This is a genomic window from Paraburkholderia sp. SIMBA_027, assembly GCF_046535315.1.
GTDB classification, from domain to species: domain Bacteria; phylum Pseudomonadota; class Gammaproteobacteria; order Burkholderiales; family Burkholderiaceae; genus Paraburkholderia; species Paraburkholderia tropica.
This window is the reverse complement of record NZ_JAWRWY010000009.1, coordinates 326,621-348,181: the sequence shown is the minus strand read 5'-3', so window position 1 is coordinate 348,181 and position 21,561 is coordinate 326,621. Positions and strand designations below refer to the sequence as shown.

Here is a 21,561-nt window from a genome sequence, read left to right as displayed (position 1 = left end):
TCTTCGCCGCGTTCGTTGAGCGCCTTGACGATGTTGCTGCCGATAAAGCCGGCCGCGCCGGTGACGATGAGGGTCATAGTAGTTCTTGAGTTGTCCAGTAAAGAGGCCGTCAGACCGCGACGCCTTCGACGAACAATTCTTCGTAAGAGATGGGCGACGTCCCAACCCGGCCAACGACGACACCCGCTGCGCGATTTGCATAACCGATAGCGTCGAGCAACGGCACGCCCGCGCCCAACATGGCCGCTACAGTCCCGATCACCGTGTCGCCCGCGCCGGACACATCGAATACTTCGCGCGCCGCCGTGGGAACATGCACTGGATCGCGATCGGTGAAAAGCGTCATGCCCTCCTCGGACCGCGTCAGCAGCAGGTTGTCGATATCGAGCGACTTTCGTAATTGCGCAACGCGCGAGGTCAGATCCGCCTCGGACGACCATGCACCGATCACCTCGCGGAGTTCCGCGCGATTCGGCGTGATCAGGCTCGCGCCGCAATACCGCTGCCAGTCCGCGCCCTTCGGGTCGATCAGCACCGGCTTACCAAGACGACGCGCGGTGGCGATCATGCTCGACACGTGCGTCAGCCCCCCCTTCGCGTAGTCGGAAAGCAAAACGACGCGCGCATGCTCGACCAACGCATCGAAGCGCGCGAGACTCGCGAGTAGAATTTCCTTGGTGGGCGTCTCTTCGAAATCGACGCGCAAAAGCTGCTGCTGACGGGATATGACCCGCAGCTTGATGATCGTCGAAATCGAACGGTCGCGCTCGGCGTATGCCTTCACATTGCTTTCGGCAAGCAACGTCATGAGCCGCTCGCCGGGCTCGTCCACGCCCACCACGCAAAGCAGCGCGGCATCGGCGCCCAGTCCGGCGATATTGCAGGCAACGTTCGCGGCGCCGCCCAGACGCTCCTCGCTGCGCTGCACATGCACGACGGGGACAGGTGCTTCTGGGGAAATTCGATTGACGTCACCGAACCAGTACCGGTCGAGCATCACATCGCCGACAACCAACACGGAAGCCCCCGCCAGCCGTTCACGCGAAACCGTGGGCAGCGCGGGTTCCGGCTTCGATTTCACCATTGCACTTTTAATTACGGACATAAACTTCTGGAGAAAATAGGATTCGCCGCACAGGCACGTCGTTCGCGCCCTGCCCTTACTGCATGCACAGCGCCAATGCTTCTCGCCAGTCTGGTGCCCGCACCCCAAACGCCGCAGCAAACTTGTCGTTGGATATCCGGGAGTTGGCCGGGCGCTGCGCCGGTGTCGGATAGGACGACGCAGGAATAGGCTTCACGACCGGGCGCTTCTCGAGCGACGACAATTCGAAAATCGCCTCGGCAAATCCATGCCACGAAGTCGCGCCACCGGCGGTCAGATGATAGACGCCCGATTGTTGCGCCCACCACTGAGCGCGATCGCCCGCGTTGCCAGCTTGTGCGAGCACATGCGCGGTCGTCGTCGCGATCGTGCGCGACCACGTCGGCGCGCCGATCTGATCGGCCACCACGCTCAACTCCTCGCGCTCCGCGCCCAGCTTCAACATCGTCAGCAGAAAATTCTTGCCGCGCCGCCCATACACCCAGCTCGTGCGCAGAATCAGATGATCACAGCCACTCGCCGCAATCGCCTGCTCGCCTTCCAGCTTCGTGCGGCCGTAGACGTTCTGCGGATTCACCGCATCGGTCTCGACATACGGCGAATCCTTCGTGCCGTCGAACACATAATCGGTCGAATAGTGAACCAGCGCCGCGCCCAGCTGCTTCGCCTCTTCGGCGAGCACGGCCGGCGCCTGCACGTTCAGGCGCGTCGCGCCCTCCACATCGCTTTCCGCCTTGTCCACCGCCGTGTAGGCAGCCGGATTGACGATCAGCGTTGGCTTCACCTCGCGCACGACGCGGCGAATCGCATCGGGATTGTCGAGATCGAGCGCCGCGCGATCGCAGCCGACAACACGTCCGAGGCCCTGCAGACTACGCAGCAGCTCGTAGCCGACCTGGCCGTTGATACCCGTGACGAGGATGGTCGCCTGCTTGTCCATCGCCGCCTCACTCATAGACTTCGGCGTCGGCCAGCTTTTTGCCCGCCGCGTCCTTGGCCGCCAGCAGCGGCTCGAAATCGATCGGCCATTCGATGCCGATGGCCGGATCGTTCCAGACGACGCTGCGCTCGTGCTCCGGGAACCAGTAATCGGTGGTCTTGTAGAGGAACTGCGCCGACTCCGACAGCACGACAAAACCGTGCGCGAAACCCGGCGGCACCCACAATTGCCGATGATTCTCCGCCGACAGCGTCACCCCCACCCACTTGCCGAAATTCGGCGAGTCGCGGCGCAGATCGACGGCCACGTCGAACACTTCGCCTTCCACCACGCGCACGAGCTTGCCCTGCGCATGCTGGATCTGATAGTGCAGGCCGCGCAGCACACCCTTCGCCGAACGCGAGTGGTTGTCCTGCACGAACACGACGCCAGGCGCGACCAGTTCTTCAAACTCGCGTGCGTTAAAGCTTTCGTAGAAGTAGCCCCGTGCATCGCCGAACACCTTCGGCTCGATGATCTTGACTTCGGGGAGCGCCGTAGCGGTTACCGTGATGGCCATGCGACCTGATCCGTAAGAAGGTTCAACAAGTACTTGCCATAAGCGTTCTTCGACAGCGGCTTGGCGAGCTTCTCCACCGCTTCCGCGCCGATCCAGCCGCGGCGAAACGCGATTTCCTCAGGACAGGCGACCACGAGACCCTGACGCTTCTGCAGCGTGGCGATGAACGTTGCCGCCTCGATCAGCGAGTCGTGCGTACCGGTGTCGAGCCACGCATAGCCGCGGCCCATGATCTCGACATTCAGCGCGCCATCGCTCAGATAGCGCGAGTTGACGTCGGTGATTTCCAGCTCGCCGCGCGGCGACGGCTTGATGTCCGCCGCGATATCGCACACGCGGTTGTCGTAGAAGTACAGACCCGTGACCGCGTAATTCGAACGCGGCTGCTCGGGCTTTTCTTCGATCGACAGCGCACGAAAACCCTTGTCGAATTCGACCACGCCGTAGCGTTCCGGGTCATGCACGTGATAAGCGAAGACCGTGGCGCCCGCCTCTTGCGCGTCGGCACGCTCGAGCTGCTTCGCGAGATCGTGACCGTAGAAAATGTTATCGCCAAGAATGAGCGCCGACGGATCGTTGCCGACGAAATCCTTACCGATGATGAACGCCTGCGCGAGACCGTCCGGCGAGGGCTGCACCGCGTACTGGATGTTCATGCCCCACTGGCTGCCGTCGCCGAGCATCGCCTCGAAACGCGGCGTGTCCTGCGGCGTCGAGATGATGAGCACGTCGCGAATGCCCGCGATCATCAGCGTGGACAGCGGGTAGTAGATCATCGGCTTGTCGTACACCGGCAGCAGCTGCTTCGAGACTGCGTGGGTGATCGGATAGAGCCGCGTGCCGGAACCGCCGGCGAGAATAATGCCTTTACGAGCCATGTCGACCGCCTTTTACGTGCGTTGCGCGTAGTTGGTTTCGACCCACTTGCGATAGTCGCCCGAAGCGACTTCGTCGGCCCATGCCTGGTTGTCCAGATACCAGCGCACCGTCTTCGCGAGACCGGTTTCAAAGGTTTCCGCGGGCTTCCAGCCGAGTTCGCGTTCGAGCTTGCGCGCGTCGATTGCGTAGCGGCGATCGTGGCCCGGGCGATCCGTCACGTAGGTAATCTGATCGCGATACGAGCCGGCTGCCTTCGGACGCATTTCGTCGAGCAGGTCGCACAGCGTGTGCACGACTTCGAGGTTCTTCTTCTCGTTCCAGCCGCCGACGTTGTACGTTTCGCCGCTCTTGCCGCGCGCGAGCACTTCGCGGATCGCGCTGCAATGATCACCCACGTAAAGCCAGTCGCGCACGTTCTGACCGTCGCCGTAGACGGGCAGCGGCTTGCCGGCGAGCGCGTTGGCGATCATCAGCGGAATGAGCTTTTCGGGGAACTGGTACGGACCGTAATTGTTCGAGCAGTTGGTCGTGAGCACGGGCAGACCATACGTGTGATGGTAGGCGCGCACGAGGTGATCAGAACCGGCCTTGGTGGCCGAGTACGGGCTGTTGGGCGCGTACGGCGTGGTTTCCGAGAACTGCGGATCGGTCGCGGAAAGCGAGCCGAACACTTCGTCGGTCGAAACGTGCAGGAAGCGGAAAGCGGCTTTCTCGGCTTCGGGCAGCGTGTTCCAGTACTGACGCGTGGCTTCGAGCAGAGTGAAGGTGCCGACCACATTCGTCTGAACAAAATCAGCCGGACCATGAATTGAGCGGTCGACGTGGCTTTCCGCGGCGAAATGGAGCACGGCGCGCGGCTTGTGCTCGGCGAACAGCGCGTCGAGCGCCTCGCGGTCGCAGATGTCCACATGGGCGAACACGTGCTTCGGGTTGCCCTGCAACGACTTCAACGTCCCAAGATTGCCCGCGTAGGTCAGCTTGTCTACGTTGAGAACGGCTTCGTCGGCCTGGCTCAGCCAGTCAAGCACAAAATTGGCGCCGATAAAGCCGGCACCGCCCGTTACGAGAATCATGGAACTCCTTTCTTGTCGCGTGTTGGATTGCAGGTCTGGCGTTACCACCCCGGCCGCCAGATGCGCGAAAGAATGCTGTAAAAAAGGGACTTTTGACGCCAAAAACGCCAGAAATTACCCACCCAGCATACTCTGGCTCTGATTTTATCCTTGCAATTATAAGGCCAGCGGAAGCGAAAACCATACCGCTAACATCTTGAAACAGCTTGACAAAATTTAATCCGACACTTACCGCGCCTTTTCTACGCTGCCTCGCGGCTCATCTGTCTCGATGATGTCAAATTCAGGTGCGATCACGCGACAAAAGTATTCCTGTGATACCGTCACTCCCTTCTTCGTGCGCACCGCGTTGTACTGCAACTTGTACTGCAACTGATTCCGATTCATGACCAAGCACGCGCCGTCTCCCGCTCCTCTTGCCTTCGGCGATCTCCAGGGTTGCCTCACGCCGTTTCGCGAACTGCTCGCCAAGGCCGCGCCCTCGCCCGACACGCCGCTGTGGTTCGCCGGCGACCTCATCAATCGTGGCCCCGAATCGCTGGCGACGCTGCGCGAGGTGATCGCGCTGGGCGAGCGCGGCGTGGCGGTGCTCGGCAATCACGATCTGCATCTGCTGTCGGTGTCGGCGGGCATCCGCAAGTCGAAAAAAGGCGACACGATCGACGACATTCTCAATGCGCCTGACGCCGACGATCTGCTGCACTGGGTCCGTCATCGCCCGATCGCGCACTACGAGAACGGCATGCTGATGGTGCACGCGGGCGTGCTGCCGCAGTGGGACGTCGATCTGACGATGGAACTCGCGCGCGATCTGGAAAAAGCGCTACGGCGCGACAACTGGAAGGAAACGCTCGCGGGTCTATACGGCAACGAGCCGAGCCGCTGGTCGAAGAATCTCAAAGGGATCGAGCGTCTGCGGGTGACGTGCAGCGCGCTCACCCGCATGCGTTTTTGCGATCGCGACGGCGTGATGGATTTCAGCGCGAGCGGCGGTCTCGATTCCGCGCCGCCGGGCACCCTGCCCTGGTTCGACGTGCCCGGCCGCAAGACGGCCGATATCACGGTGGTGTTCGGCCACTGGGCGGCGCTTGGCCTGACCTTGCGTCAGAACCTCGTCGGGCTCGATTCGGGCTGCGTGTGGGGCGAGCGGCTCTCGGCCGTGCAGCTGGTCGCCGATCCGGTTCAGCGCGTGCTCACCCAGGTGCCCTGCGAAACCTGCCGCGCGGTATCGGGTTGAACCGGCCCCGGCGCGCCTGCATGACGCGCAGCGCGCCGGTCGGCATCAGCGCTTCTTGTTGTACACGTGCGTGGTCGCCGCCACGCCCTTCGGGAATACGCGGCGTACGAGACCCCGCGCGGCGGCGTCGGCCTGCAACACGACATCGCGCACCGGTTCGTCCGGGCGACCGCGAAACGACGTCGGATGAAAATACGCGTCGTCGCCGACCGGATGATCGGAGAAGTAGTAATTCGACACGCAGCAGCGCTGCTCGGCGCTCTGGTTCTTCGACACCGAATGCCACGAGTGCTGGTTCGTCACCATCACGGCGAGGCGATTGAAGCGGCTCACGATCGTGGTCGGTTCGGCCTTCGTGCCCTGCGGCCACACTTCGAGGTTGCCGCCCTTCTCCAGCGCCCAGTCCGGCGACACGTAATACAGCAGATTGAGCACGCGATAGTGCGCGCGATCCTTGTCGTGCGAGTTGTCGAGATGCGGGTTCAGGAAGTGGCCCGGCCCCATCATCGAAATGCCGCCCGCGTAGAGATGCTCGTCCGGATAGAGCGAGCGCAGTCCCGTGATCTCTTTCACCAGATCCACCACGCGCGGCATCTGGAACGCGAAGATGATCTCTTCGAGCAGCGGCGCGTGCGCATCCATTTGCGCCGACACGTACTTCAATTCGCGCAGGCTCTTACGCAGCATCATCTTCGACGCATCCGGAAATGCGGCGCGAATCTCGTGCGCGACGTCGTCCGGCAATACGTCGTCGATATGGAAATGGTTGATAGGCGCCGTCTGCGTCCACTGCTCACGCAGCCGCGCGAGTTCCGCTTCGAGGCGCCGCGCGATGCGCGCGCCCAGTTCCGTACGATCCATGATGTCTGTCCTGCTTTCGCTGCTGGTTCGCTGATTATCGGCGCGCACGCTCATGCGCGCTCACGCCCGCTCCGCCACGTTCTGCCCTTGCGAGCGCATCGTCTCCAGCGCCACACCCACCGCCTCCTGCGCGCGCGCCGCGAGCTTGCGGCGATCGTCGCCGGGTTCCAGCGCGTCGCCGACATAGACGTGCGCGGTCAGCGGCCCCGACTTGAGCATCGCGTCGAGCGAATCCTTGAGCGACAGATCGTCGATATACGCCGGCGCGAGCGACTGACGCCCCTGCGCGTCCTCGTACATGATGCAGATCGGCTGCACCGGCGTGCACGCCGTCACCGGCGCCTGGAACATGTTCGAATGAAACGGCTTGAGCCCGAGACCGTCCGTCGTCGTGCCTTCCGGAAACACGCACATCAGTTCGCCGCGCTGCAGCCGCTCGGCCAGTTCCTGCATGATGCGGCGCGCTTCGCTGCGCTTTTCGCGTTCGATGAACACGGTGTCGAGATTCTGCGCGAACCAGCCGATCAGCGGCCAGCTACGCACCTCGGCCTTCGAGACGAACGGCGTCGGCCGCCACGCGTTGATCACATAGATGTCGATCCACGAAATATGATTGCTGACGACCAGCGCGCCCGCGTCGAGACGCGCGGCGTCGTTGTGCACGACGAGCTGCAAGCCGCACAGCTCGAGCATCCGCAGCGACCAGGCGCGATTGAGCGCGTGACGTTTTTCGGGCGTCGCGCGCGGAAAGCGCATCGCGACGGTCCACGCGCCGCGCAGCAGATGCGAGAGCAGACGGGCTTTGCGAAAGAAGAGACTCATGTCGATGCGCTCAGTTACGTTCGATATGACGTTCGAAGCCGATGCGCCCCGCCACGAGCGTCGCGCGCACCACGGCGGGCAGCTCGTAACCGAGGAACGGCGTGTTGTGGCCCTGGCTCTTGAGCGCACGCGGCTCGACGTGCCAGTGCGTGTTCGCGTCGAACACACACAGGTCCGCACGCGCGCCCACGCTCACACCGCCCGCCTCGTGCGCCATCACGGCGGCCGGCGCGGACGTGATGCGCGCCAGCGCCTTCGCGAGCGGCACGCCCGCTTCCTGCGCCCACTTCACGGTCAGCGAAAGCAGCAGTTCGAGACCCGTCGCGCCCGGCGTCGCTTCGCCGAACGGCAGCAGCTTTTCGTCGTCGTCCACGGGCGTGTGCTGCGAGCAGATCGCGTCGATCGTGCCGTCGGCGAGACCGGCGCGCAGCGCCTCACGGTCGCGTTGCTGGCGCAGCGGCGGATCGAGGCGGAACTGCGCGTCGAAGTAGCCGATGTCCATGTCGATCAGATGCAGATGGTTCGCCGTGACGTCGCAGGTCACCGGCAGCCCTTCGGCCTTCGCCGCGCGCACGAGCGCGACGCCCGCCGCCGACGACAGATGCTGCACATGCACGCGCGCGCCCGTCACGCGCATCATCTCGAACAGCGTGAAAAGCGCGATGGTTTCCGCGCTCTGCGGCACGCCCGACAGCCCGAGCCGCGACGCCAGCGCGCCGCTCGCGGCCACGCCGCCCTTCGAGAGATACGCATCCTGCGGACGCAGCCACACCGCGTAACCGTACGTGCTCGCGTATTGCAGCGCGCGCAGCAGCACCGAGGTATCGACGATCGGCTGATCGGCTTGCGTGAAGCCGATACAGCCCGCCTCGGTCAGCGACACCATCTCGGTGATCACCTGCCCCTTGAGCCCGACCGTCAGCGCGCCGAGCGGATGCACGTGCGCGCGTTCGAGCTTGCCCGCGCGGTACTTGAGCATCTCCACGAGGCCCGCTTCGTCGAGCACCGGGTCGGTGTCCGGCGGACACACGAGGCTCGTCACGCCGCCCGCCAGCGCGGCCGCCATTTCGGAGTCGAGCGTCGCCTTGTGCTCGTAGCCCGGCTCGCGCAGCCGTGCGCTCAGGTCGACGAAACCCGGCGCGACCATGAGTCCGTTCGCGTCGATCGTGCGATCCGCGTGAAAGCCCGCGGGCGCGTCGCCGAGCGCGGCGATCTTGCCCGCTTCGATGAACACGTCCCGACGCGTCTGTTCGCCGCTCGCCGGATCGATCAGCGTGCCGCCTTGAATATGAATCTTCATGCGCTGCCCTGTCTGCCCTGCTGCATTAATCGTTGTCAATCGTTGTTACCGGCGACGATGCCCATCACCGCCATACGCACCGCGATGCCGAAACTCACCTGATCGAGAATCACCGACTGCGGGCCGTCCGCGACCTGCGAGTCGATTTCGACGCCGCGGTTCATCGGACCGGGGTGCATCACGATCGCGTCGGGCGCGGCGAGCGCGAGACGCTCGGGCGTGAGCCCCCAGCTCTTGAAATACTCCTGCGCCGACGGCAGCAGCGCGCCGCTCATGCGCTCGTTCTGCAACCGCAGCATGATGATGACGTCCACATCCTTGAGCCCTTCGTCGAGGTTGTGGAACACGCGCACGCCCATCTGTTCGAGGCCGCCCGGCAGCAGCGTGCGCGGACCGATCGCGCGCACTTCCGGCACGCCGAGCGTGGTGAGCGCGTGAATGTCCGAGCGCGCCACGCGCGAATGCAGGATGTCGCCGACGATCGCCACGCGCAGATTCGTGAAATCGCGCTTGTAGTGGCGGATCGTGTACATGTCGAGCAGACCCTGGGTCGGGTGCGCGTGACGGCCGTCGCCGGCGTTGATGACGTGCACGTGCGGCGCGCAATGCTCGGCGATCAGATACGGCGCGCCGCTCGACGCGTGACGCACGACGAACATGTCGGCGTGCATCGCGGAAAGGTTGCCGATGGTGTCGAGCAGCGATTCGCCCTTGCTCGTCGACGACGCGTTGATGTTCAGGTTCAGCACGTCCGCCGAGAGACGCTTGGCGGCAATCTCGAACGTCGTGCGCGTGCGCGTCGAGTTCTCGAAGAACAGATTGAACACCGACTTGCCGCGCAGCAGCGGGACCTTTTTCACGTCGCGGTCGGTCACGCTGACGAACTGCGTGGCCGTGTCGAGAATGTGCGTGAGAATCTTGCGCGGCAGTCCTTCGATCGAGAGCAGATGCTTGAGCTCGCCGTTTTTCGTGAGCTGCGGATTGCCCTTCAGAAAGCCGTAGCGAAAGCGCGAGTCGCCGCGATCGGGCGAAGCGGGCGTGGGCTGTGTGTTCATCGCGATGCGTCCTGCGGTGAGATCGGAGTCGGGAGAAAGTTGGGGGTGTCTGAGGCGGGCCACGTCGCACGCACTGCGCGGCGCGCGTGGCCTCGCGGATCAGGCGGCGTTCGCGTCGATCCTGAACGCGAAGCGGCCCTGATCGCCATCGTCGCCCACGCGTGCGAGCACGAGCGTCGAGCCTGCGGGCACGGCCAGTTCGGCGCCCACGAAACGCGCCGACACCGGCAATTCGCGGCCGCCGCGATCGGCGAGCACGGCCAGTTCGACAGACGCGGGACGGCCGTAATCGTAGAGTTCGTTGAGCGCGGCGCGCACGGTGCGGCCCGTGTGCAGCACGTCGTCGACGAGCAGGATGCGGCGGTTCTCCACCTCGAACGGCAGGGCGGTCGGGCTCGCCTCGCTGTGCAAGCCCTTTTTCGCGTAGTCGTCGCGATGCAGCGAGACGTTCACCACGCCATGATGCGGCGCGCCGAGATCGCGCGCGAGCCGTTCGGCGAGCCACGCGCCGCCGCTGTGAATGCCGGCGATGGCGATGCCGCCGGCGGCGCTGAAGGCGTTGCTCGCCGCATCGCTGAGATACGCCGCGCGGATCTGGTCGAGAACGGCGCGGTACAGCGCCTCGGCGTCGGGTGGGCTCATCACGGGCGCGTCAGAGGGGTTGCGACGAATGTTCGTCGAGATATTGCTGCAGAATCACGCAGGCGGCTTCGGCGTCGATGTGCTCGGCGCGTTCGCCGCGCTCGCGCAGACGCGCCTCGGCGTCGACCGACGAATAGCGCTCGTCCACCCACACGACGGGCAGATTGAAGCGGCCATTCAGTTGATTGCCGAAGCGCGTGGCGAGCTGCGTCATGGCGTGCGGCGTGCCGTCGGGATGGCGCGGCAGGCCGACCACGAGCATGTCCGGCTGCCACTCGCGCAGCAGCGCGCCGATGGCCTCGAACCGATATTCCCTGCTTTTGTTGGGAATCACGGTGAGCGCGCGGGCGCTGTGCGTGAGCACGTTGCCGAGCGCGACGCCGATGCGCTTTTCGCCGTAATCGAACGCCAGCAAGGTCGCCTCGGCGGCGCCTCGCTTCGCGGCCACGCTCATGCGTGACCCGCTTCGCCCGAGAGCATCGTCGAGGAAATGCCGAGCAGCGCGAGCGCCGCTTCGAAGCGCTCTTCGGCGGGCACGTCGAAGACGATCTTGGGGTCGGCTTCCACGGTCAGCCAGCCGTTCTTCGAGATTTCGTCCTCGAGCTGGCCCGCGCCCCAGCCTGCGTGGCCGAGCGTGAGCAGGAACTGCTCGGGACCGCTGCCGTTCGCGACGGCTTCGAGCACGTCTTTCGACGTGGTCATCTCGAGCCCGCCCGGCACCGCCATCGACGAGGTGTAGTTCGTGCCCGATCGCGGCGCGTGCAGCACGAAGCCGCGCTCGGTCTGCACCGGGCCGCCGAAATAGACGGGCACGTGCAGCAACGGTTCGATTTCGAGCTTGAGGTCGATGCGCGAGAACAGCGCTTCGAGGTCGATGTCGGTGGGACGATTGATCACGAGACCGAGCGCGCCGCGCTCGGAATGATCGCAAAGGTAGACCACCGTTCCTGAAAACGTGGGGTCCGCCATGCTGGGCATGGCGATCAGGAACTGGTTGGTCAGATTGATGCGATCGTTACTCTTGGACATGGTTTGAATTCTAGCAAAGACGATACGGAATGGCGGCGGCCCGGTGCGCCGGACGCGCGAGGTCCCGTGGACCTGCATCGCGCCCTGCTTGCGGCGTGTTCGCGGCCGGTTTCAGGCTCGCTCGAGGCCGCCGCTTTGAGGCCGATCTGCGCCTGGTTTGCAACCTGCTTCCAACCCGCCAGAGACCTGCGCGCACGCGACCCGCGCTCCGTATAGCGGGGAATTGCTCACTCTAACACGCCAGCGCGACGCGCCCGGCAGGCCGACCGGCGCTAACCGCAGTCAAGGGCGCGCACGCCTTAGCGCGGAAGCTCGGCATCCACACCGCCTGGTGCGGATGACACCGCGTCTGGCGAGACGACTGCGGCGCTGCTACCGGTGGTTTCGGCTGCATTTTGACTCGTGCCGCTGCCTGCGGTGTTGCTTGCGTTGTTGCTCGCATGACTACCCGCCCCGCTCGCGATGGCCGCGCCGAGCACGCGCACGGTCGGGGTCGCGTCAGGCTGCGCAACGCCTGCCGCCACTTTGTGCAGCATCGCGCGCAGCGCTTCGTTGGCGTACTCGATCGCCTCGACGGACGGCGCGGGATTCGCCGTGCTCGCGCCATACGCGTCCCGTGCAGCGGGCGTACTGGTCGCGTGCGCGGCGCGCCGCCAGGCCAGCCCGAGCGCATCCGCCAGCAGCGCCACGTGGCCGAGCCCGAGCGCCCAGGCCGCCGCGCCGATGCGGTACGCCGCCTCGGCCGCCAGCAGCGAGGCCGCCGGATCGCCATGCGTCCCATCGGCGCGCAGCGACAGCGCCCGCGCCTGGGTGCCGAGCGCGAGCATCGCGGCATCGGCGGTCTGCAGGAAATCCTCGTAAGCATTGCCGTTGACGACGAGCGCCCCGAGATCGCGCGACGGCGCCACCCGCGCCGCGAGCGCGCCGGCCTGCGCGCTGCCAGCCTCCCAGAGCGCCTCGGACGCCTGCGTACCGGCCACATGCCAGTCGACGGTCAAACCATAGTCATGCAGCAGCTCGACGTCGGCGGTGTCGTCGGCCGACGCGCCGAACAGCGCGTAATCGCGCCACAACAGCGCGAGCGCCGTGCGCACGAACGATTGCGGCACGATGCGCAAGCCGCGTGCGTGCTCGCTGAGCAGCAGATTGCAGCGTGCGTAGAAACGCCGCACGTCCTCGTCGCCCCAATACGTCACGCCGCGCCGCAGCGCGCGTCCGCAGGCGACGGCGAGACGCCAGAAGTCGTAGGGATCGGGGCCGGTCAGTTCGGCGAAACAGGCGTCCATCTCGTCGAAAGCGGCCTCCGCGAGCGCGTTGGCCGCGCGGCTGCCGTTGCCGAGACGCGCCTTGAGCGCGGGCAGCAGGGCCGCCTCGAAGCGCGCACGCGCCTGTGCGAGCCGCTGCGCAGGCTGCGGACTCAGAATCGCGCCGACGATCGGACGGCCATGCAGCGCCACGTCCTCGTAAGCGAGCGAGACGCCCGGCGCGTGCTCCGCGATGATGTCGACAAGCGCGCGCTGATGCGCGTAAAGCGCCGGAGAACAGGCCAGCTCGCGCAGATTGCGGCGCTCCAGCACGGTGGAAAGCTCGATCAGCGCATCGCGAAACGCCGTGCGGATGTGGCTGTCGTCGGGACCGTCGTGTTCGTGCGCGGGACGCGCGGGCAAGCCCGGCGGCGGCGCGACGGCGACGGAAGCCGCCAGCGCGAGCGGCGAAGCGAGCAGCAGCGTATCGGCGAAACGGGCGGCGGCGAGCCAGCCCGCGTCACGCAGCGTGCGCGTGGCCTGGCGCAGCGGACGCGCGACGTCGCGCTGCTCGTCGAGCGCGGCCAGCGCCTGCGCGAGCGCCGCGAGGGCGAACGGCACGCTGCCGCCGCGCGGGTTGGGCAGCGCGTCGAAAGGGGCGACCGACGTTGAACGTAGACTCATGATGCAGCGCCGAGAACAGTTGCAATGCGGTTGCAGTGCGGGTTGCAATGACCGCGGCCCGGCGAGACGGGCGAACGCGGCGCGAGCGGGCCGCACATCGGGCGGCGCGGGGGCGTGGCGGCCTCGACTACGCTCAGGCGGCCCGCGGACGAGCCCTCACTGAGCAATTTGCGCGCCGCACGCCGGTCGTGCGAGTGACGCACGGCGAAGTGCGCGAAGCAGAAGCAGCCGGTGCGCCATTGGCATCATCGTGCGGCATCCGCGAAAACCATGCGGATGAAATCGAAACCGCCGAAGCGCCAGCCTGCGCCGCGACTTGGGTGCCAACTTCGGCGCCAGCTTCGGCACCGATCTTCGGCCAGCCGGAAGCGATGCTCCCGGCCCGTGCCTCAGATCTGGACCATCTCGAAGTCTTCCTTGCGCGCACCGCACTCGGGGCACGTCCAGTTGATCGGCACATCCTCCCAGCGCGTACCGGGCGCGATGCCTTCGTCTGGCAAACCGGCTTCTTCATCGTAGATCCAGCCGCAGATCAGGCACATCCAGCTTCTATATTCCATTCTTATGCCGCGTCGAAAAGTCCAAAAAACCGCACGCCCGCACCCGTCGATGACCCTGCGGGTGCGAGGTGGAGGCGGTTGGGGAAACCTGCCAGGAAACAAGAGCCATGATGGTACCGTGTTGCCGTTTTTATGCCTAGCAACCGTGACGCCGCGCGCCTCGCGTGCGCGCCAACTGCGCGCTGTGCGGCGGCCATGCGAAATTCCCTTGCGCGAGACGGCTCATCCGGCCCCTGTGAGCGCCGCCAGGCGGCATAATTGAACGGACAGCGGCAAACCGGCGTTTCGCCGGTCGCCGCAACCGCCTTGCATTTGCAGCGAGCCAACCTTTCTCGTCACGTTCATGCCCAGCGACACCCCTCCCATCGTCCTTACCTTCGGCCTCTCCGATCCGACCAGCGGCGGCGGCCTGCAAGCCGATCTGCTCACGCTCGCCAGCATGGGCTGCCACGGTGTCACCGCGTTGACGGGTTACACCGTGCGCGATTCCGCCGGCTGCGACGAAGTCACCGGCCTCGATCCCGAAACCGTCGCGAGCCAGGCGCGCATGCTGCTCGAGGACATGCCCGTCGCGGCGTTCAAGATCGGCGCCGGCACGCGCGCGGAAGTGGTGAGCGCGATCGCCGAAGTCGTCGCCGATTATGACGAGGTGCCGCTCGTGCTCGCGCCCGACTTCACGCTCGACGACGAACATGTGCTCGCCGCCGACGAACTGCGCGAAGTGGTCGCCGACCTGCTCGTGCCGCAAACCACGCTGCTGGTCGCCGACGTCTCGGTCCTGCTCGCGCTCGCGCAGCCGGACGGCGACGCCGAAGCGCCCAGCATCGACGCCGTGATCTCGCATCTGCTCGCGACGGGCTGCGAGTACATCCTCGCGATGGAAACCGGCTCGCACCGCGTGGTGAACACGCTCTACAGCGAGGAAGGCCAGTTGCGTCAGGACTTCTGGGACCGCGCGAACAATCCGGTGATGGGCGTGACCGACACGCTCGGCGCAGCCATCGCCGCCCTGCTCGCCAACGGGCAGGAGCCGCCCGAGGCCGTGCGCGAGGCGCAGGAGTATCTCTATCAGACCGTGCAGGGCGCGTTCCGCCCGGGCATGGGCGCGTGGGTGCCGGACCGCTTCTTCTGGGCGCGCAGCAACGACGCCGAAACGCCGGACGAGGAAGGCGAGGCGTAACCGACCTACGCGGATCGACCCGCGCAGCAGCTCCGGCTCCTGCGCGAGACAAAAACGCTGGACGTAAAAAAACCCGCATCGCTGCGGGTTTTTTCTTTTGCGGACGATGGAAACACGCCGCGAGGCGCATTTCCATCGGCACGTCGATGTAAATCGCGGCGGTCTTTCGACCCGCCGAACTTACATGTCCATGCCCATGCCGCCCATGCCGCCGGGCATGCCGCCGGGCATCGGTGCATCTTCCTTCGCGACTTCGACCACTGCTGCGTCCGTCGTCAGGAGCAGGCCGGCGACCGAAGCTGCATTTTGCAGCGCCGTGCGCGTAACCTTCGTCGGGTCGACGACACCGGCTTCGACCATGTCGACGTACTCGCCCGTTGCTGCGTTGTAGCCGTAGTTGCCCGAACCTTGAGCAACCGCTGCCACGACGACCGACGCTTCTTCGCCACCGTTCGTGACGATCTGGCGCAGCGGCTCTTCCATCGCGCGCAGGACGATCTTGATACCTGCATCCTGGTCTGCGTTGACGCCCTTCAGGCCCGTCACAGCAACGCGAGCACGGATCAGCGCAACGCCGCCGCCCGGGACGATGCCTTCTTCAACGGCAGCGCGGGTTGCGTGCAGCGCGTCTTCCACGCGCGCCTTCTTTTCCTTCATTTCGACTTCGGTCGCAGCGCCAACCTTGATCACTGCCACGCCGCCTGCCAGCTTGGCAACGCGCTCTTGCAGCTTTTCACGGTCGTAGTCCGACGTCGCTTCTTCGATCTGCGTGCGGATTTGCTTGACGCGCGCTTCGATGCTTGCGGCTTCGCCTGCACCGTCGATGATCGTCGTGTTTTCCTTGCCCACTTCGATGCGCTTCGCTTGACCGAGTTCGTTCAGCGTTGCCTTTTCGAGCGTCAGGCCGGTTTCTTCCGCGACGACTTGACCGCCGGTCAGGATCGCGATGTCTTCCAGCATGGCCTTGCGGCGGTCGCCGAAGCCCGGAGCCTTGACGGCGACGGTCTTCAGGATGCCACGGATGTTGTTGACGACCAGCGTAGCCAGCGCTTCGCCTTCGACGTCTTCAGCGATGATCAGCAGCGGACGGCCAGCCTTCGCGACTTGTTCCAGGATCGGCAGCAGATCGCGGATGTTCGAGATCTTCTTGTCGAACAGCAGGACAAACGGGTTGTCCAGAACGGCGACTTGCTTGTCCGGGTTGTTGATGAAGTACGGCGACAGGTAGCCGCGGTCGAACTGCATACCTTCGACGACTTCGAGTTCGTCTTGCAGCGACTTGCCGTCTTCGACGGTGATGACGCCTTCCTTGCCGACCTTGTCCATCGCTTCAGCGATACGGTCGCCGATCGACGAATCGCTGTTCGCCGAGATCGAGCCGACTTGCGCGATTTCCTTGTTGGTCGTGCAGGGCTTGCTGATCTTGCGCAGTTCTTCGATCGCGGCTGCAACAGCCTTGTCGATACCGCGCTTCAGGTCCATCGGGTTCATGCCCGATGCGACGTACTTCATGCCTTCGCGAACGATCGATTGCGCGAGGACGGTTGCCGTCGTCGTGCCGTCGCCTGCGTTGTCGCTGGTCTTGGAAGCCACTTCCTTGACCATTTGCGCGCCCATGTTCTGGAGCTTGTCCTTCAGCTCGATTTCCTTCGCGACCGAGACACCGTCCTTGGTGACCGTCGGGCCGCCGAACGAGCGCTCGAGGACGACGTTGCGGCCCTTCGGACCCAGCGTGACCTTCACTGCGTTGGCGAGAATGTTCACGCCTTCAACCATCTTGGAACGGGCGGAATCGCCGAACACGACGTCTTTAGCTGCCATCTTCTAACTCCTTGAATTCTTGATGAATGAGCGGTGGGCTGAGCTTACTTCTGCACCACGGCCATGATGTCTTCTTCGCGCATCACGAGCAGTTCGTTGCCATCGACCTTGACGGTCTGGCCAGCGTACTTGCCGAACAGGACGCGATCGCCGACCTTGACGTCGAGCGCGATCAGGGAGCCCTTGTCGTCGCGCTTGCCCGGGCCCGTGGCCAGGACTTCACCTTGATCCGGCTTTTCTGCCGCTGCGTCCGGGATCACGATGCCCGAAGCGGTCTTGGTTTCTTGATCCAGGCGCTTGACGATCACGCGATCATGCAAAGGACGAAGGTTCATGGATAGATCCTCTCTCTTGATTGGGACTTGAAGAGACTCAAGAAAACCTGGTTGGCGAAGGTGCCAGCCAGAGATATGTGTACACCGAGCGTTGTTAGCACTCTCATGCGGTGAGTGCTAATTATATGGACGGGTAGTGACAAATTCAAGAAGGGGGGCGGATGCGGGATGCAACATGGGCGGGCGCGCACCCGCCAAACTCAAGAAAATCAATGACATAAAGACGTTCACGGCGCGCAGAATGCCGCTTACGCCCCAAAAACCAGGTGTAAACACCGACGATGGCGCGCCTGCGAGGCCGCTCGCCCGCGGCCGAATATGCGCAGTGGATTTCGTGCGGTAGGTAGCAGTGTCGCGCCTGCCCTGCCGCTACGCTGAGGCCGGACACCCTCCCACCCTCTCCTCGTCGCCCGGCCGTGGCCGATCGAACTCGAATTGTCGGAAGAAAATGATGCTGGAAGCTTCGACGCCCGCTCCGGACCTCGCCCATGTCGTGCATCGCAAACTCATCCTGTATTTCAACGGCACCTTCGTCAACAACCGGAATGGCGCGCATGTTCGCGTGACGTCGCTGCTCAATCTGCTGATCAGTTACGGCTGCAAAGTCACCGTCTACAGCTATTCGAACCATGTCGAATGTCCTTGGGGCGACACCGAGCGCGCGATCTTCAGCAAGCAGTATCCAGGCGTGGCACTCGTGCTTGACCGACGTTCACCCGTGCTGCGCTATTGGGGCAAAGCCAAAAAGAAACTGAGCGGCGTGTTTCCGAACCTCATCCCGCAACTGATCGGCGCGCACCTGCCCACTCTGACGCCGAATTACGATCGGCTCCGAAAGCAGTATCCCGACGCGTTATTCATCGTGAACTACGCCAACGGCCTGCTCGAACTCAACGGCATCGATCCCGAGTGCTGCGTGATCGAAACGCACGACATCGACTTCCTGCAATTCAGCAAGCGTTTCGGGCACGCGCTCACCAGCCGGAGAATCGCCGAAAAATTTCGCAGCGAAACCGGCTTGCTGCAAAGCGCGCTTTCATTACTCTCGATTGCGCGAACGGAGGCCGGCATGTTCCGGTTGTTCTTTCCGCACAAGCCCGTATTCTTTTTGCCGAAATACAGCGTCGCGAGCCATCGCACTACGGCAACACCCCACGCTGGCCGCGATATCGACCTGCTGTTCATCGGCTCGCGCAATCCGTTCAACGTGGACGGCATACTCCACTTCATCAACGAGCAGCGCGACCTGCTGCAACGTTTTTCTCTCGCGATCGCCGGCGAGGTCAGCATGAATCCCGAGGTGGTCGAAAAGGCATCGGCAATCGGCACTATCCAGCTACTCGGTTTCGTCGACGATCTGGACGCGCTTTACCGGCGCGCGAAAATCGTAATCGCGCCGGTCGATGGAACGGGACTGAAAATCAAGGTGGTCGAGGCGTTGGCGGCCGGCAAACCGGTGTTCGGCTCGCGTCATTCGCTGGAAGGCTTGCCGCCCGGCAGCGAACGCTGTGCCTTTCTGATCGACGCCGCGCAGATCCGTGCGATGTTGTCCGATGCAGCCAGCCTGAATGCGGCGTCCGAGGCCGCGCTCGCCTATTCGCAATCGCAAACGAGCAATGGCGATATTGTGGAGTTTCGGCAGTTTCTCGACCACGAAGGCGTCTGCCAACCCGCTGCATAGCGCGTGAATCGCTCGATGAATTCTTAAGGAAGCATCGGGCAATCTTCCCGGCCAAAAGTCCTGGCGATGTCATTCGCGGCCGATATGTCGATACATCGATAAGCATTCGCACCCGGTTTTCATCGCGTGCGAATGCCCATACCGCTTATCGCTTGAGCAGCGATCGGATATTGCGCAGGCCATACACGGTGGCCGCTTTCGAGCGGTCCAGCCATTCCGATCCACCCGGCGCACGCGGCTTCAAACCCAGTTTGCGCATGTAGTGATTGGCCCGGTATGCGTCGCCATAACGCTGCGGAAATTCCATATTGAGACTCAGCGAAATCGACACGTTGTCGTGGTTCTTGACCCAGTGTGCACCGTGTGTGGGAATATGCACGGCATCGCCCGGATGGAGCGTGAATTGCCGCGCCACCTCCTCGGCATGGGGTTTATAAGTCCCTGCATTCATCGCGCCACAATAATATTGTTCGAGTTCCTCTTCCGTGGTGACGCTGCGATCCAGGGGATCGCATACCCAGAGATCCTTCGATCCTTGAATCTGCACCAGGAAATTGACTTCCGCATCGAAATGAAAAGGCGTCTTGCGCCACGGCGAAGTAATGAACACCAGCATTTCCGCATTGCTCAACAACCTCGATCCCTCCGGCCCGGCAATCTCGCGCACAAACGCTTCATACTCGTCGAGGAGCGCTTTATAAGCCGGATCTTTTTCAACGTGCTTCATCACGAGCCACGCGCCTGCTGTTTCGATTCGATCGATGATTTCCGGAATCGTCATATTGGGCGTGGGCGTGCTTCCCCACTTGTCCGCCAGCGTGAGATCACCGGCGTCGACATACACATCGCCCTTGCGCTTGCAGGCCGACTCGGCCACTTTCGTCAGCGCCTCGATCGAAAAGAGCGGATGCCCGGCGAGCGGATGGCGCGCCGCGAATGCCGTCTTGTGAAGTTGCTGGCGACATTGCGCGAGCGGATCGACAGTCTGCCAGAGCGGACGGGTCAGGACGGGAGCGTCGTTGATCAACATGAATTTCCCCCACGAACGTAAAGTAATCGCAGAAAAGTCATTTATCGCGCCGCCATCGCCCGATGCGCCGGGCGCGCTGCATTTGCTCAGCGCCTGACCATCCGCCGCGCTGCGTTCAGCGGCGATTTAAACCGGTTCAACGGCTCGTGCACGACTTCCGCAAAGGTCTTCGGATTGCGGTGTTCGAGCGTCGACATGAACAGTCGCTTCAGGTTGTCCCGGATCGGCGACACACCTGGCGAGAGCGGCTTCAATCCAAACTTGCGCAGAATGTAATTCGCCTGGTACACCCTCGCCCGACGCTCGAGTGACTTCATGCAATAGCTGATGCTGATACTCACCGACACGTTGTTGTCGTTTCTCACCCAATGCGGCGCCAGCGACGGGTGGTGCACCACATCGCCGGGTGCGATGCGGAAGATCGTGCCGCGGTCCTGCATTTCCTGACGATAATGCGCGGCTTCGAAATTGCCGCCGTAATAGCGTTCGACTTCCTGATCGGGAACCAGCTCGCGATCGGTCGCAGGGAACAGACAAACATCTTTCGCTCCCTGGATCTGAAACAGAAAGTTGGTCTCGTGATCGATATGAAAAGGCGTGGCGATCTTCGGCGACGCGATGAGTAAAGTCATCGTGCGCCACGTCATGTCCCTGCGCAGCGGAAAGTCCGACAAGCCTTCGAGTTCTTCGGTCACCTGGTCCAGCACCTTCGCGTACTCGGGGTCGTAGTACTGGGCTTGCGTCAGCTTGATCCACGTGGCGGTTTCTCCCACGTGCGCGAAGGCTTCTCTCAACTGGCTGCTGTGCGGCATGTCGCTGAACTTGCTCGCCACGGAGCCATGCCTGAAATTAATGGCGCAGAAATTGCCATTCTTTTTCATCATATTTTCAGCGACTTCCATAATTCGTGGAATCTCAAACAATCCAGATCGATGCAATGAGTGATTGAATTTGAATGGCTTACAATTGAAATTGTTTTTAAATTCCGATTTACAAGCTTGAAGAAGATTGCCGTCTGCGGGAAGCTCGTGCGGATCGAACGCCCACGTAGCGCTAATGTCGGGGGTAGACATGGCAGACCTCACGGGAAGGGGGAGATTTGCCTGTAGGCTACAATCGCCCCTACCCTGCAGATGTGCGCTGACGAACACCCGCCTTCCGACGCTTACCCGGAATTTCCCGCATTTACCATAGTGCTATTAAACACCGGCCACACGAACCCTTTCTGTTCGTAAGCGCACATTCAGATAACAGTCGGGAAAAACAAAAGAATCGCAAAGAATCTATCTGCGATTTGAAAGGCGAAGGTTCACGGACAGCCGGATAGCCGGCGTTCATTCAGTCGCGCCGCATGCGCGTGAACCGCTCGCCGCCGGCCGATGAGAGAGGGAAGTGTAGGACGCGCACCTGCGTGGCACGCACGCGCGCTTCCAGGGAGGGGAAACTGGGAACATATTTCGCGCGGTATCAGCGCAATATCGGCGCGGCATTCTCGTTCTATTTTCTGTTACCGCCGCCGTGTCG

Annotated in this window: 22 protein-coding genes; 3 read left to right on the top strand and 19 right to left on the bottom strand. The window is 63.4% G+C overall.

The genetic code is table 11. The features are described 5' to 3' along the window. The 6 genes from SB764_RS19325 to rfbB form a co-directional block, all read right to left on the bottom strand. A partial coding sequence (locus tag SB764_RS19325) for an NAD-dependent epimerase/dehydratase family protein (protein WP_410864379.1) occupies nt 1-77 on the bottom strand: 77 nt, incomplete at its 3' end. 32 nt (nt 78-109) lie between these two features. Further along, on the bottom strand, nt 110-1,084 hold the full coding sequence (gene rfaE1 / locus SB764_RS19320) for a D-glycero-beta-D-manno-heptose-7-phosphate kinase (RefSeq protein ID WP_321905339.1): 975 nt from the start codon (nt 1,082-1,084) through the stop codon (nt 110-112). Nucleotides 1,085-1,160: 76 nt separating this feature from the next. Beyond that, a complete protein-coding gene (gene rfbD / locus SB764_RS19315) occupies nt 1,161-2,045 on the bottom strand; it encodes a dTDP-4-dehydrorhamnose reductase (RefSeq protein WP_410864366.1) in 885 nt (294 codons plus the stop codon). Between the two features lie 7 nt (nt 2,046-2,052). Next, a complete protein-coding gene (rfbC, locus tag SB764_RS19310) occupies nt 2,053-2,604 on the bottom strand; it encodes a dTDP-4-dehydrorhamnose 3,5-epimerase (RefSeq protein ID WP_110325574.1) in 552 nt (183 codons plus the stop codon). Further along, the gene (rfbA, locus tag SB764_RS19305) at nt 2,589-3,482 is read right to left on the bottom strand and encodes a glucose-1-phosphate thymidylyltransferase RfbA (RefSeq protein ID WP_065057257.1); all 894 of its coding nucleotides are present in this window, start codon (nt 3,480-3,482) and stop codon (nt 2,589-2,591) included. Before rfbA ends, rfbC begins: the two co-directional genes overlap by 16 nt. Nucleotides 3,483-3,494: 12 nt before the next feature. Further along, nucleotides 3,495-4,556 (bottom strand): dTDP-glucose 4,6-dehydratase, encoded by a 1,062-nt coding sequence (rfbB, locus tag SB764_RS19300; RefSeq protein ID WP_410864363.1) that lies wholly within the window; start codon nt 4,554-4,556, stop codon nt 3,495-3,497. 385 nt (nt 4,557-4,941) lie between these two features. Between rfbB and SB764_RS19295 the strand changes: the two genes are divergently transcribed. Beyond that, a complete protein-coding gene (locus SB764_RS19295) occupies nt 4,942-5,793 on the top strand; it encodes a symmetrical bis(5'-nucleosyl)-tetraphosphatase (RefSeq protein ID WP_410864361.1) in 852 nt (283 codons plus the stop codon). Nucleotides 5,794-5,838: 45 nt separating this feature from the next. Here SB764_RS19295 and SB764_RS19290 read toward each other — a convergent pair whose 3' ends face one another. From SB764_RS19290 to SB764_RS19250, 9 genes are all read right to left on the bottom strand, one after another. Next, entirely contained in the window at nt 5,839-6,654 is an 816-nt protein-coding gene (locus SB764_RS19290; protein ID WP_410864359.1) for a 2OG-Fe(II) oxygenase, read from the bottom strand. A gap of 60 nt (nt 6,655-6,714) precedes the next feature. Further along, nucleotides 6,715-7,476 (bottom strand): lysophospholipid acyltransferase family protein, encoded by a 762-nt coding sequence (locus tag SB764_RS19285; RefSeq protein WP_080180168.1) that lies wholly within the window; start codon nt 7,474-7,476, stop codon nt 6,715-6,717. A gap of 10 nt (nt 7,477-7,486) precedes the next feature. Then, nucleotides 7,487-8,776 carry a dihydroorotase gene (locus SB764_RS19280; protein ID WP_074981697.1) on the bottom strand — a complete coding sequence of 430 codons (1,290 nt, stop codon included), beginning with the start codon at nt 8,774-8,776 and terminating at the stop codon, nt 7,487-7,489. A 35-nt stretch (nt 8,777-8,811) separates the two neighbouring features. Next, nucleotides 8,812-9,831 (bottom strand): aspartate carbamoyltransferase catalytic subunit, encoded by a 1,020-nt coding sequence (locus SB764_RS19275; RefSeq protein ID WP_110325568.1) that lies wholly within the window; start codon nt 9,829-9,831, stop codon nt 8,812-8,814. Nucleotides 9,832-9,930: 99 nt separating this feature from the next. Then, nucleotides 9,931-10,473 carry a bifunctional pyr operon transcriptional regulator/uracil phosphoribosyltransferase PyrR gene (gene pyrR, locus SB764_RS19270; RefSeq protein ID WP_410864356.1) on the bottom strand — a complete coding sequence of 181 codons (543 nt, stop codon included), beginning with the start codon at nt 10,471-10,473 and terminating at the stop codon, nt 9,931-9,933. Nucleotides 10,474-10,483: 10 nt separating this feature from the next. Beyond that, nucleotides 10,484-10,927, bottom strand: coding sequence for a Holliday junction resolvase RuvX (gene ruvX, locus SB764_RS19265; protein WP_205991955.1), 444 nt, complete (start codon nt 10,925-10,927; stop codon nt 10,484-10,486). Continuing rightward, nucleotides 10,924-11,502 carry a YqgE/AlgH family protein gene (locus tag SB764_RS19260; RefSeq protein ID WP_065057249.1) on the bottom strand — a complete coding sequence of 193 codons (579 nt, stop codon included), beginning with the start codon at nt 11,500-11,502 and terminating at the stop codon, nt 10,924-10,926. Before SB764_RS19260 ends, ruvX begins: the two co-directional genes overlap by 4 nt. A 299-nt stretch (nt 11,503-11,801) precedes the next feature. Beyond that, nucleotides 11,802-13,430, bottom strand: coding sequence for a hypothetical protein (locus tag SB764_RS19255; RefSeq protein WP_410864354.1), 1,629 nt, complete (start codon nt 13,428-13,430; stop codon nt 11,802-11,804). A gap of 389 nt (nt 13,431-13,819) precedes the next feature. Further along, entirely contained in the window at nt 13,820-13,990 is a 171-nt protein-coding gene (locus tag SB764_RS19250; protein WP_008342674.1) for a rubredoxin, read from the bottom strand. A gap of 343 nt (nt 13,991-14,333) precedes the next feature. On the opposite strand from SB764_RS19250, the gene SB764_RS19245 reads away from it, so the two are divergent. Beyond that, a complete protein-coding gene (locus tag SB764_RS19245; RefSeq protein ID WP_410864352.1) occupies nt 14,334-15,170 on the top strand; it encodes a hydroxymethylpyrimidine/phosphomethylpyrimidine kinase in 837 nt (278 codons plus the stop codon). A 180-nt stretch (nt 15,171-15,350) separates the two neighbouring features. Here SB764_RS19245 and groL read toward each other — a convergent pair whose 3' ends face one another. Then, nucleotides 15,351-16,991 (bottom strand): chaperonin GroEL, encoded by a 1,641-nt coding sequence (gene groL, locus SB764_RS19240; RefSeq protein ID WP_065057246.1) that lies wholly within the window; start codon nt 16,989-16,991, stop codon nt 15,351-15,353. 44 nt (nt 16,992-17,035) lie between these two features. Continuing rightward, nucleotides 17,036-17,326, bottom strand: a complete 291-nt coding sequence (locus SB764_RS19235; protein WP_027816722.1) for a co-chaperone GroES — start codon at nt 17,324-17,326, stop codon at nt 17,036-17,038. A gap of 448 nt (nt 17,327-17,774) precedes the next feature. Here SB764_RS19235 and SB764_RS19230 point away from each other — a divergent pair, with 448 nt between their 5' ends. Further along, nucleotides 17,775-19,007 carry a glycosyltransferase gene (locus SB764_RS19230; RefSeq protein WP_321871065.1) on the top strand — a complete coding sequence of 411 codons (1,233 nt, stop codon included), beginning with the start codon at nt 17,775-17,777 and terminating at the stop codon, nt 19,005-19,007. Nucleotides 19,008-19,152: 145 nt separating this feature from the next. On the opposite strand, the gene SB764_RS19225 is transcribed toward SB764_RS19230, so the two are convergent. Both SB764_RS19225 and SB764_RS19220 read right to left on the bottom strand, forming a co-directional pair. Beyond that, the gene (locus tag SB764_RS19225; protein WP_110325558.1) at nt 19,153-20,037 is read right to left on the bottom strand and encodes a cupin-like domain-containing protein; all 885 of its coding nucleotides are present in this window, start codon (nt 20,035-20,037) and stop codon (nt 19,153-19,155) included. A gap of 86 nt (nt 20,038-20,123) precedes the next feature. After that, on the bottom strand, nt 20,124-21,110 hold the full coding sequence (locus SB764_RS19220) for a cupin-like domain-containing protein (RefSeq protein ID WP_074981686.1): 987 nt from the start codon (nt 21,108-21,110) through the stop codon (nt 20,124-20,126). Nucleotides 21,111-21,561 lie beyond the last annotated feature (451 nt).

Excerpts from the sequence above, each read along its gene's own strand:
- rfaE1 (WP_321905339.1), bottom strand. The coding sequence starts at position 1,084 with ATGGTGAAATCGAAGCCGGAACCCGCGCTGCCCACGGTTTCGCGTGAA.
- rfbD (WP_410864366.1), bottom strand. The coding sequence starts at position 2,045 with ATGGACAAGCAGGCGACCATCCTCGTCACGGGTATCAACGGCCAGGTC.
- rfbC (WP_110325574.1), bottom strand. The coding sequence starts at position 2,604 with ATGGCCATCACGGTAACCGCTACGGCGCTCCCCGAAGTCAAGATCATC.
- rfbA (WP_065057257.1), bottom strand. The coding sequence starts at position 3,482 with ATGGCTCGTAAAGGCATTATTCTCGCCGGCGGTTCCGGCACGCGGCTC.
- rfbB (WP_410864363.1), bottom strand. The coding sequence starts at position 4,556 with ATGATTCTCGTAACGGGCGGTGCCGGCTTTATCGGCGCCAATTTTGTG.
- SB764_RS19295 (WP_410864361.1), top strand. The coding sequence starts at position 4,942 with ATGACCAAGCACGCGCCGTCTCCCGCTCCTCTTGCCTTCGGCGATCTC.
- SB764_RS19290 (WP_410864359.1), bottom strand. The coding sequence starts at position 6,654 with ATGGATCGTACGGAACTGGGCGCGCGCATCGCGCGGCGCCTCGAAGCG.
- SB764_RS19285 (WP_080180168.1), bottom strand. The coding sequence starts at position 7,476 with ATGAGTCTCTTCTTTCGCAAAGCCCGTCTGCTCTCGCATCTGCTGCGC.
- SB764_RS19280 (WP_074981697.1), bottom strand. The coding sequence starts at position 8,776 with ATGAAGATTCATATTCAAGGCGGCACGCTGATCGATCCGGCGAGCGGC.
- SB764_RS19275 (WP_110325568.1), bottom strand. The coding sequence starts at position 9,831 with ATGAACACACAGCCCACGCCCGCTTCGCCCGATCGCGGCGACTCGCGC.
- pyrR (WP_410864356.1), bottom strand. The coding sequence starts at position 10,473 with ATGAGCCCACCCGACGCCGAGGCGCTGTACCGCGCCGTTCTCGACCAG.
- ruvX (WP_205991955.1), bottom strand. The coding sequence starts at position 10,927 with ATGAGCGTGGCCGCGAAGCGAGGCGCCGCCGAGGCGACCTTGCTGGCG.
- SB764_RS19260 (WP_065057249.1), bottom strand. The coding sequence starts at position 11,502 with ATGTCCAAGAGTAACGATCGCATCAATCTGACCAACCAGTTCCTGATC.
- SB764_RS19255 (WP_410864354.1), bottom strand. The coding sequence starts at position 13,430 with ATGAGTCTACGTTCAACGTCGGTCGCCCCTTTCGACGCGCTGCCCAAC.
- SB764_RS19250 (WP_008342674.1), bottom strand. The coding sequence starts at position 13,990 with ATGGAATATAGAAGCTGGATGTGCCTGATCTGCGGCTGGATCTACGAT.
- SB764_RS19245 (WP_410864352.1), top strand. The coding sequence starts at position 14,334 with ATGCCCAGCGACACCCCTCCCATCGTCCTTACCTTCGGCCTCTCCGAT.
- groL (WP_065057246.1), bottom strand. The coding sequence starts at position 16,991 with ATGGCAGCTAAAGACGTCGTGTTCGGCGATTCCGCCCGTTCCAAGATG.
- SB764_RS19235 (WP_027816722.1), bottom strand. The coding sequence starts at position 17,326 with ATGAACCTTCGTCCTTTGCATGATCGCGTGATCGTCAAGCGCCTGGAT.
- SB764_RS19230 (WP_321871065.1), top strand. The coding sequence starts at position 17,775 with ATGATGCTGGAAGCTTCGACGCCCGCTCCGGACCTCGCCCATGTCGTG.
- SB764_RS19225 (WP_110325558.1), bottom strand. The coding sequence starts at position 20,037 with ATGTTGATCAACGACGCTCCCGTCCTGACCCGTCCGCTCTGGCAGACT.
- SB764_RS19220 (WP_074981686.1), bottom strand. The coding sequence starts at position 21,110 with ATGTCTACCCCCGACATTAGCGCTACGTGGGCGTTCGATCCGCACGAG.